At 49.9% G+C, this 6,145-nt stretch carries 7 protein-coding genes; all 7 read right to left on the reverse strand.

The window, feature by feature from the left end:
- Positions 1 to 28: 28 nt before the first annotated feature.
- The 7 genes from ACYVG7_RS11375 to ACYVG7_RS11405 are packed head-to-tail and all read right to left on the reverse strand — an operon-like array spanning position 29 to position 6,062.
- On the reverse strand, positions 29 to 3,031 hold the full coding sequence (locus ACYVG7_RS11375) for an alpha-amylase family glycosyl hydrolase (RefSeq protein ID WP_460883226.1): 3,003 nt from the start codon (positions 3,029 to 3,031) through the stop codon (positions 29 to 31).
- Complete coding sequence (locus ACYVG7_RS11380; protein WP_460883227.1) at positions 3,031 to 3,720, reverse strand: sigma-70 family RNA polymerase sigma factor; 690 nt, start codon at positions 3,718 to 3,720, stop codon at positions 3,031 to 3,033. Before ACYVG7_RS11380 ends, ACYVG7_RS11375 begins: the two co-directional genes overlap by 1 nt.
- Positions 3,721 to 3,734: 14 nt before the next feature.
- A complete protein-coding gene (gene fliP, locus ACYVG7_RS11385) occupies positions 3,735 to 4,454 on the reverse strand; it encodes a flagellar type III secretion system pore protein FliP (protein ID WP_460883228.1) in 720 nt (239 codons plus the stop codon).
- A gap of 22 nt (positions 4,455 to 4,476) precedes the next feature.
- Positions 4,477 to 4,809, reverse strand: a complete 333-nt coding sequence (locus ACYVG7_RS11390) for a hypothetical protein (RefSeq protein WP_460883229.1) — start codon at positions 4,807 to 4,809, stop codon at positions 4,477 to 4,479.
- A gap of 8 nt (positions 4,810 to 4,817) precedes the next feature.
- Entirely contained in the window at positions 4,818 to 5,060 is a 243-nt protein-coding gene (locus tag ACYVG7_RS11395; RefSeq protein ID WP_460883230.1) for a FliM/FliN family flagellar motor switch protein, read from the reverse strand.
- 10 nt (positions 5,061 to 5,070) lie between these two features.
- On the reverse strand, positions 5,071 to 5,820 hold the full coding sequence (locus tag ACYVG7_RS11400; RefSeq protein WP_460883231.1) for a FliM/FliN family flagellar motor C-terminal domain-containing protein: 750 nt from the start codon (positions 5,818 to 5,820) through the stop codon (positions 5,071 to 5,073).
- Positions 5,817 to 6,062, reverse strand: a complete 246-nt coding sequence (locus ACYVG7_RS11405) for a flagellar basal body rod C-terminal domain-containing protein (RefSeq protein WP_460883232.1) — start codon at positions 6,060 to 6,062, stop codon at positions 5,817 to 5,819. Before ACYVG7_RS11405 ends, ACYVG7_RS11400 begins: the two co-directional genes overlap by 4 nt.
- Positions 6,063 to 6,145: the final 83 nt, after the last annotated feature.

Genomic DNA, 6,145 nt, shown 5'->3' on the forward strand with positions numbered 1-6,145 from the left:
TGTTATTGAGTGATCGACATGGATGTTATTACGTGATCGGCATGAATGTTATTGAGCGATCGCCATGCGTGGGAATATGCACACTTCCTCTCTTGGTAAGGCTGCTCTCAGCCGTAGACTGACTTAATAACCAGCGGAAGCCATAAGGCTCCAACTGCAGATCCTGATCCAGATGGCATGGGCACCCCAGCAGCAAATCCTGCCATTGCCCACCGATACCACTGAGCCGTAATTGTTGTTGACTCAGCCGTGCCGAGTCCGGGGTGAAATTGCCAATCAGCAGCAACCGCTGCTGTGCCGTTTCGCGTAGCGCGACAAACAGGGGAACATGCTCAGTGCACAAGACTCGAAGCTGATGCCCGGCGAATATGGGTTGCTGCTGGCGGATGGCAATCAGCCGTCGCAGGATATGAAACACCCGGGAAGCGGGGCTGCCCACTGTGCTTAGCCGCTGTTCATCCAGCGCCCAATCTTTATAGGGGCGATGCACCCAGCGACTGTCCGTCGCCAACTCTGGATCCTGTCGATAGCTGTAGTCGTTCAGACTTGCCAATTCGTCGCCCATGTACAGCATCGGCAAGCCACCGATCGCCAGCACTATGGCGTGCAACAACACGATACGGCGCACCGAGCGCTCGACACCTTCCACGTCGTGCTGTTCCAGTGCTTTTTCCAAACCCGCCAGCGAAGCGGTACTTCCCGAGATCCGATATTGCTGAAAAGGCAAACCACGCGCGAAACTGACATCGCCCTTGTTGCGGTAAAAAGCCAACAGCGGTTGATAAAAATCGGCCAACGACTGCTCCGGAAACAGTTCACGGAGGGAAGGATCAGAGAAAGTCCAATGCAAATCATCGTGGCAATTGACATAGCTGAGCCAATTACACTCGGCCGGTAACGCACTCCAACGCGCCAACTGATGACTCATGACCCGAGTATCGGCCGTCGAGAGCGCCTGCCACAGGCAAGCCGACAGCAAGGGGCGATACGCCAAAGAGGCTCGATCCCGATGGACAAATTGTTTGACCTGCTCCGGGGCCACAATCGCTTCGGATATAACGTGACTATGCGGCGCTAACTGGCGAAGAAAATGGCTGAACAGCTCCACAATCAGATGACATTCCGGCTGGTTTTTGCACGGAGTGCCCTTGCGTTTCCAGATGTGAGGAATGGCATCAAAGCGGAACGCATCGATACCCAGATTGCTGAGAAACAGCAAATTATCCAGCATCGCCGCAAGGACAGCGGGGTTTTCATAATTCAAATCCCACTGGAAGCGATTGAAGGTCGTCCAAAGCCAACGACCAAGGTCATTGTTATAAGTAATGTCATGCCCTTGATCTGGAAAGGTATCGATAACCTTACTCAGGTATTCGCGAACCGTTCCCTCATCATCAAAGAAGTGATAATACTCTTGAAACTCTGCCTCTCCAGCCGCAGCCCGTAGCGCCCAGGGATGATCATCGGCGGTATGGTTGAGGACAAAATCAACCGCAACCGCAATGCCATGCTGACGCAAATGAGTCAATAGTGCTCTGAATTCGTCGATAGATCCCAGCTCAGGGGCAGTTTCCCGATAATCACTGATGGCAAAGCCACCATCGTTAGCACCTGGCGGCCGTTTAAACATCGGCATCAAGTATAAAAAATTGATACCAACGCGACTGAGGTACTCCACGCGCCGTTGCAACCCTTGGAAATTGCCCGCAAATCGGTCGATATACAGACAACCGCCCACCCGCGAATGGGATGCGGCCCAATTGGCATCAGGCAGCCAGTCAAGGGCCGGGTCTCGCTGACGTTTGGCATCCAGCAACGCCTGATAGCAGCGAGTTAATAAATGAATACTCTGCTCACCCGGGTAAAGGCGAGCACATACAGGCAGCATCAGTTGCAAGGAATCACGGCATGAGGCTAACAAGTTGCTCGCCTCCGCTTCATTGCAACCGGTCGAGATCATATGCTGACGTAAAGCGATCATGACCCGCGGGATGACCGTATCCGCAGGGAGAGTCTGCTGCACAAACTGCTCTCTGGGCTTCGCTCGAGCGGCAATATCCGGTAAACGAATGAATAAGCCGGCATCTAGTAAAGGAGCGAGATCAGTGCCTGGTGGCGGAAGCAGGCGCTCACGAAATAAACGAGCCAGCGCAAGATCCCCGCCAAGGAGGGCCGCATCACGGGCCTGAATATGAAAATCGCTGATTAACTTCCCGGTGCGGGGCAAGCCATTCCAGGTATCAGGAAAATTACCCAACCTCAAATATTTCTGCTGAACATCAGCCACGCTCGCACATGTAAAGTGCAAGATAACCGGGCCTCGATTCAAGCAAAAATGCACATCCTTGGCGCTTTTGAAAAAATGTACGCCATTAGTCTGTACCGTTTTATCCAACCTAACCGCTGACTTGCCATTTTGGTAAAAATTGAAAAATTGAGGTGGCAACCAGGAGTGTTGTTGCAACAGCTCACGTTGCGTTGCATTAAAGACCCAGATGTTATTACGGAAAAAATTACGCTTGAACAGGCTTACTTCCTGAAAAGGATGTTCAACGCCTTCCCGCTCCACTTGTGCTTCATAATTGAGATAACTGACATTACCAATCCCCCGCCGTTCCAAATCGAGGAAATGCGCTCCCAGCGTCAGGTCGTGGGGGTAGAATAACTCGTCACTATCGATATGCAGTAGCCAGTCCAACCCTTCACTGCGCGCCATTCCCAGCGCCAACAGCATATTAAGCTCCTGCCGAGCCATGACTTCGAGTGAACTTAACGGCAACAAGCGCCGGTATTCACCACTAGCAACATCACTCCAGCGCTGAGATAACAACTCATCCCTCAGAATCAAGGTCACCTGTGGGTAATCGGCCAGCAAAGCTTGTGTTTGAGTACAAGGCACGTCGAGAAATATAAATAGTCGTTTAAACCCTAAGGACAGATGATAACGAACAAAAAAATCAATACTGGATGCCACATCGGCAATCGTTGTAACAATCGCCACCTGAGGTTGGCGGGTAAAAGCCTGATTCATTAAAAACTTCCTGAAAAATCACAATCGATCCACTCACGGATCTTGCCGAGAGCCTGACTGTGAAGCTGAGAAACCCGAGCCCTCGATACACCAAGCAACTCGGCAATATCGTTGAATTTCAGACACTGAAAATAATGCAACCGGATCACCGTCTGCTGATTGGCCGAAAGCAAATCAATCATGTCGTGTAAAACAACCTGCAGCTGACTCTGCTCTGTGTGGTAATAAGGGCAACTGGCGAGCTCAGATGCAACCGGCTCGGGCGATTCAGCTAACACCACAGCAATAGCAGCCGAGATGACCAACTCATTCAATCGCCCCAACTGCTCTGATTTGTAATCTGGAATGGTATTGTCATCAGTGAGTGCACCAGCCCGCTCCCGCTGTAATTCATATTGGGTCGACAGTTGGGCACCGACTTCCGAGAAACGGAAAATATTGTTCAGAATATGGCCCCGCACTCTCAGATAGGCATAGGCCTTAAAACTCAGAGATGTTAAATCGAGACCTTTCTGTATTACTTCCAAAAAGCCCAGTGAACCAAAGTGGATGTAGTCATCCAATTCAGCACCGGATACGCCACAACTGCGATAGATCTGCCAGGAGAGCGAGCGGATCCAGGCCGCATTATCATGCAGCAACTGGGTCAAGCGGGCTTCTTCTTGCCGTGGCGAAATAACCTGTGTCATGGTTCAAGAGCCCACTAGGGATGAATACTGGCAACAAGCGAGCGGATCAGCACTAACCAGCCATCACTGAGCACAAAGATGATGATTTTAAGCGGCAATGAAATTGTCATGGGCGGAACCATCATCATCCCCAACCCCATGAGGATACTCGCCACAATCAAGTCAATGAGGATAAAAGGGACAAAGACCAATAAGCCCATTTGAAAAGCAATTTTCAACTCACTCAACATATAGGCAGGAATAAGGTAAACGATGGATTGTTTGTCGATCGATACCTGTTCTGGTCGGTTGGAGATCGCCAATACAGTGGCCATTTCCCGCTCGCCCGTATTGTGAACAACAAATTGACGTATCGTGTTTAATCCCCGCTCGAAGGCTTGTTCTCCACTAATACTTCCCTGCTGGTAAGGGGTAAATGCCGTGGTCATGATCTCATCAGTAACAGGCCGCATCGAGAACAGGGTTAAAAACAGAGCCAGGATCAACAGAACACTATTGGGTGGTGTTGACTGTAGACCCAAGGCGGTACGCAACATGGATAACACAATGATGATGCGAGTAAACGACGTAGCTGCCACTAAAAAAGCTGGAATAAAGGACATGGCTGTAAATAACAGCATGTACTTAAGCGGTGTGGCCAATTCAGTACCCTGCGCCAATCCATTCCCCAATTCAGCCAGCCCTTGCAAATCTGACGCATCAGAAGCCCATACCAGCGGTGATAATAACGCCAACGATAACCCACCCAACAATTGTCTAACGTTCAACTTGTACTTGCTCCGAGGTAGTAGCGGGAGTAGCCAAAAAATCATTTTTGGCGACCAATGGCTGCCAAGATGCCTGACCAGCAGACTCCGCAATAAGGTATTCTTGGCCATTAATCGCTAGCCAGTAGACCGTTGTGTGCCGTGATAAAACCAGCTTTTGTCGACAAACCAGTTGCCCACCACCGGGTTCTGCCGTCAACCCAATGCGTTGCAAGCGTTGGCGCAATACTGGAAACCGCCGGATAGCCCAGGCCAGCACAAGCAACAGAGCAACACAAACCCACATCACGATAAGGGTGTAAACGAAGTCATACTCCTGCATATTTGATCTCAGGGCTGCAACGGTTGAATTTCAGTGAGCTGGATGCCATAGTGACCATCAACAGCCACCAACTGACCATGCGCAATAATCTGTCCATTGAACTTGAGCATGACCGGAGTATCGACCGGCTGATTTAGCTGCAACGTAGTGCCAGCTTGTAGCTTCAATACTTGCTCAGCGGTGACTGTGACGTCACCAATAACAACGCTCAGATCCACATCAACATGCTGGAAAATAGAAAAATCACTCATAGTTCTCTCGTCATTTTGTAAGAGTTATAGATTGGATATCGGCTTGACGGCTCAAGCGACCTCGCGCTAACGCCTTACCCGCACAAGCTAACTCAACGCCGTTAACCACTAGATGGTCGGTCTTGATGACTGAACCAGGTTGCAACGAGAGCAAATCAGACATGCCAATGGTTACCACGGGAAGACAGACCTCAGCGGAGACATAAATCGCAGGTAAAACGGCCGATATTGACACCGGCTTAGGTAGCTTGGAAGCGTGAGGGTTGGACCCCAAAAATGCGGCTGGCACCCAACACTCCCATTCGCCAATCCGAAAATGATAAAAGCCAAACTGGTATTCAATTGCGTCATGAAATGCAAACGGTTGTTGAATATCGATCGAAGCATTCTGGGCTAACGACTGCAACAACATATGCAATAGACATTCACCCGCATGCTGTGCCGTGGCAATGACCAGTTCATCGATAGGGCAACAAGATTGGAAAGGAAGCCCCAATAACGTATTGAGCAATGGAGTTCCTGACTCTGGGAAAAAGCGGAAATAGCACAAGCCCAATCGAGTGGGATAAACCATGCCTGATTGTCCGGCCGAAATAGTCGTAGTGATGGAACAAGAAACATCCAAATCGCCCCATGGAACAGTTTGGGCAACCCATTGGTTACACCAGCTGTGTAACACATCTCGAGCTTTTTCCTGTAAATCAGTGACGCGCAGGGAATCAGCAAAGCGTAGGGGATAGACTGAAGCAAACTGATTCATCGCGTAGAACCATATAAAGTTTCGATCATCTCATTCGAGATATTCATGACCCGTGAGCTGGCCTGATAACCACGTTGAATAATCATCATTTCGGCAAATTCTTCAGCCAAATCGACATTCGCTAACTCAATACTCCCGCCGACGATTTCACCATTGGAGCGTTCTTGGGCCCGAGAATAGGTGACAGCATCTGAGTCGCGGACCATAAATAAGGCGCCATTTTTCTGAACAAGCGCATCCATACTAAATAACCGTTCCGAAATGTAGATCACTTATCCGGGAAAGAAGGGAACTCGGCGTCGTTTGTGCGATCTGATTAATCGCC

Source organism: Pseudaeromonas pectinilytica (assembly GCF_054780855.1).

What these genes read in the sequence shown, in the direction of transcription:
- ACYVG7_RS11390 (WP_460883229.1), bottom strand. Translation starts at nt 4,809, where the DNA reads ATGCAGGAGTATGACTTCGTTTACACCCTTATCGTGATGTGGGTTTGT.
- ACYVG7_RS11380 (WP_460883227.1), bottom strand. Translation starts at nt 3,720, where the DNA reads ATGACACAGGTTATTTCGCCACGGCAAGAAGAAGCCCGCTTGACCCAG.
- ACYVG7_RS11375 (WP_460883226.1), bottom strand. Translation starts at nt 3,031, where the DNA reads ATGAATCAGGCTTTTACCCGCCAACCTCAGGTGGCGATTGTTACAACG.
- ACYVG7_RS11405 (WP_460883232.1), bottom strand. Translation starts at nt 6,062, where the DNA reads ATGGATGCGCTTGTTCAGAAAAATGGCGCCTTATTTATGGTCCGCGAC.
- ACYVG7_RS11395 (WP_460883230.1), bottom strand. Translation starts at nt 5,060, where the DNA reads ATGAGTGATTTTTCTATTTTCCAGCATGTTGATGTGGATCTGAGCGTT.
- ACYVG7_RS11400 (WP_460883231.1), bottom strand. Translation starts at nt 5,820, where the DNA reads ATGAATCAGTTTGCTTCAGTCTATCCCCTACGCTTTGCTGATTCCCTG.